Source organism: Bellilinea sp., assembly GCF_034432615.1.
Lineage (GTDB): Bacteria > Chloroflexota > Anaerolineae > Anaerolineales > Anaerolineaceae > Bellilinea.
Window position 1 is genome coordinate 1 of sequence record NZ_DAOUBL010000140.1, and the last position, 3,030, is coordinate 3,030.

Annotated in this window: 3 protein-coding genes and 1 pseudogene; 3 read left to right on the top strand and 1 reads right to left on the bottom strand. The window is 55.5% G+C overall.

Annotation, left to right across the window (positions count from 1 at the left end; genetic code table 11):
- A pseudogene (locus VAE48_RS06255) lies at positions 1 to 270 on the top strand (2-oxoglutarate oxidoreductase); the annotation flags it as partial.
- A 13-nt stretch (positions 271 to 283) separates the two neighbouring features.
- Positions 284 to 829: a 2-oxoacid:acceptor oxidoreductase family protein gene (locus VAE48_RS06260; RefSeq protein WP_322792458.1), complete on the top strand. Its 546-nt coding sequence runs from the start codon at positions 284 to 286 to the stop codon at positions 827 to 829.
- Positions 830 to 873: 44 nt separating this feature from the next.
- On the opposite strand, the gene VAE48_RS06265 is transcribed toward VAE48_RS06260, so the two are convergent.
- A complete protein-coding gene (locus VAE48_RS06265) occupies positions 874 to 2,109 on the bottom strand; it encodes a hypothetical protein (protein ID WP_322792459.1) in 1,236 nt (411 codons plus the stop codon).
- A 392-nt stretch (positions 2,110 to 2,501) separates the two neighbouring features.
- Between VAE48_RS06265 and greA the strand changes: the two genes are divergently transcribed.
- Positions 2,502 to 2,966, top strand: coding sequence for a transcription elongation factor GreA (greA, locus tag VAE48_RS06270; RefSeq protein WP_322792460.1), 465 nt, complete (start codon positions 2,502 to 2,504; stop codon positions 2,964 to 2,966).
- Positions 2,967 to 3,030 lie beyond the last annotated feature (64 nt).

Below are 3,030 nucleotides of genomic sequence, written 5' to 3' on the forward strand. Positions count from 1 at the left end.
CTGTCAACACTGGAAGGGGCCAGTTATGTGGTGCGGCGCAGCCTGCATGACCCCAAGAACATCCGCATGGCAAAGAAAGCCATCCGCACCGCTTTTGAAGTGCAGCAGCGTGGACTGGGCTTTTCGATGATTGAACTGTTGTCCATTTGCCCGACCAACTGGGGCTTGACGCCGGTTCAATCGCTGCGCTGGCTGGAAGAACACATGATCCCCTACTATCCAATTGGGGATTACAAAGTCCATCCGATTGTAGCGGAATTGAAGTTCTAAGGAGGCGCGGGGAATGCAAACCGAAATTATCATTGCTGGGTTTGGCGGGCAGGGTATTTTATTCGCCGGGCAATTGCTGTCCTACGCTGCCATGGATAGCGGGTTGGAAACCACCTGGATTCCTTCCTACGGGCCGGAAATGCGCGGCGGCACCGCAAACTGCACGGTGATCATCGCCGATGAAGAAATCGGCTCGCCGGTTGTGCGCAATCCGCAGGTTGCCATTGTGATGAACCGTCCCTCACTGGATAAGTACGAACCGCTGGTCAAACCGGGTGGACTGCTGGTGGTCAACTCCTCGATCATTGACCGCACCCCGGAGCGAAAGGACATTCAGGTGGTGCTGGTGCCGGCCAACGATATTGCCGAGCAACTGGGTGACCGGCGGATGGCCAACATGGTCATGCTAGGGGCGTTCCTTGCCAATTTGCCGGTGCTTGGTTTGGAGGCAATTGAAAAAGCCCTGCAGGAACATCTGCCGGAACGCCACCACAAACTGCTGCCGAAGAATTATCAGGCATTGCGCGAGGGGGCGCGCCATTTGGCGGAAAAAGTGTAAAAATAAGCAGTCCTCCCTGTTTGCGAGGAGGACTGCTTATTATTTTACGGTACAAATCCAATAAAAAACCCTTCGGTCAGGCGGGTGAGACGGGTGCCGTCACGTTGGACGCGCCAGATTTCGCCGGCAGATTCAAAACGCGAGTAAGTCTGAATCACAATAGTGTCTTCATCTACCCACCCCATGACGTGCGGAGCGTTGGCCGAATCGTTGAACAACACTTGCGGGGATAGACTGCCGTCCACCGGAGCAAGCAGCACCTGCCCGGCTTCATCTTCCGGGTTGTTGCGCCCGCACGCATACGCCAGCCACTGATCGGAGGGCGAAAACCGGCCGTCTCCACAGGTGGTCAGTCCGCTGGTAGGGGGCAGCAGTACTTCAACACGGCTGCCAAGGCGGCGCACGCGGATACCATCACCGTTGATAGACGCCATGCTTAAGTCGTTGGATATGGAACTGAGGCTCAAGCCGAGTCGTTCATCATCACTGACCAGTACGGTGATCGAGCCGCTGGCAGGGTCGTAAAGGCGCATACCATTCCAGTTTCCGTAAAGAATGTAGCCGCCAATGCCGGTCGGTTGGGTGGCATATAGCAGTTTCCCATCCGGCTGCCAGCGGTAGGGGTGAAGAATCAGCCAGCGTTCGCGGTTTTCTTCTTCACCGATTTCGTCCACTTTGCGGGCATCGCTGCCATCCAGATTGGCAATCCACAATTCCGATGAAGGCGCGTTTTCTCCCCAGAATTGATACGACCAGGCAATGCGGCTGCCGTCCGGGCTGATGCTGGCACTGATGGGATTTTCAGAGCGGATGAAATCCAGGGTGCGCCTGCCGGCGGAGGTAATCACCGTGACGGTGCCGTCTTCAAAGCGTGAGTAAGCCAGTCCATCGCGAAAAACGGTGGTGTTATACGCCCCCACGCCTTCAACCCCGCTGATGTCTGCCTCAAAACCCAGCCGGTTTCCCTCAAAATCAAAAGCCACAAATCGTCCATCCATCAGGGCAATGAAACCGCGCCACAGCCCGGCAGGGATGAGTGTGGTGGGGGAGGTTTCTGCTGTTGGGGTGGCAAGCGGCGGCATGGGCGGCGTTTCGGTGGCAGGAGGACTGTGCGGGGCAGCGGTGGCCGCTTCGCTGGTCAGTTGAGCATAGGCTGTGGCAAATGCATCGGGGGTCGGTTCGTTGCTCTCATCCGCCGATAGTTGGCAAGCGGCGGCTGTGAATAAACCCGCCATAATCAGCAGCCAAAGAGCGATTTTGGGGAGAAACCTTGCGTTCATTGGACACCTCTCAAAGGATGACCCCGACATCCGTCCAGGGCAGTATGTAATTTACGTCAATTCGGGATAAATCATTTTTACATCAACTTTCGAATTTTCGTCCCCCCTCCCGCCTCCCCCAAAATCGCCCCTGCGATTTTGGGGGAGGTGCAGGTGGGGGTAATGATCACTGTATGCCAGGTTTTGATTTTATCCCGAACTCACGTTAATTTGATTATACATCAACCCCGGCTGCGGCATTAAACTTGCAATTCAAGACAATTTATGATATGATTTTGTCACGAAAGCCGAAAATCCCTCCACCGGAGTGATTTTCTTTCGTTTAACGCTCACCAAAGGGCGTGTGGGGGAAGCCCGCAATTCACCATCAGCATTGAAAAAGGATTGAAAACATGCCAACCTCATTCCTGACCAGAGAGGGTTTTGAGAAGCTACAGGAAGAACTGGAGTACCTGCGCACTCAGCGCCGGCAGGAGATTGCTCAGCGTTTGCATGAAGCCATGGAGGGCGGGGAATTGATCGAAAACGCCGAGTATGAGGCTGCCAAAAATGAGCAAGCCTTCGTTGAAGGGCGCATCAAGGAGCTGGGAATCTTGCTGGCAACGGCCCGAATTGTGGATGAAATTCCAGCAGCGGATACGGTTCAGGTCGGCTGCCGGGTAACCATTCAGGAAGAGGGCAGTGACAGCCAGGAGACTTACAGCATTGTGGGTGCGGCGGAAGCAGATCCGAGTGAGGGCAAAATCTCCAACGAATCCCCGCTGGGTAAGGCGCTCCTCAATCATAAGCCGGGCGATAAGGTGCAGGTGGATGCCCCGGCGGGTTCGTTCTGGGTGACCATCGTCAAGGTGGAGTAACCCGGGGGTCGGTCAACCGCCCCGCCCGCTGAACAAGCCGGCGGGGCTTTTTTATGAAAATCTG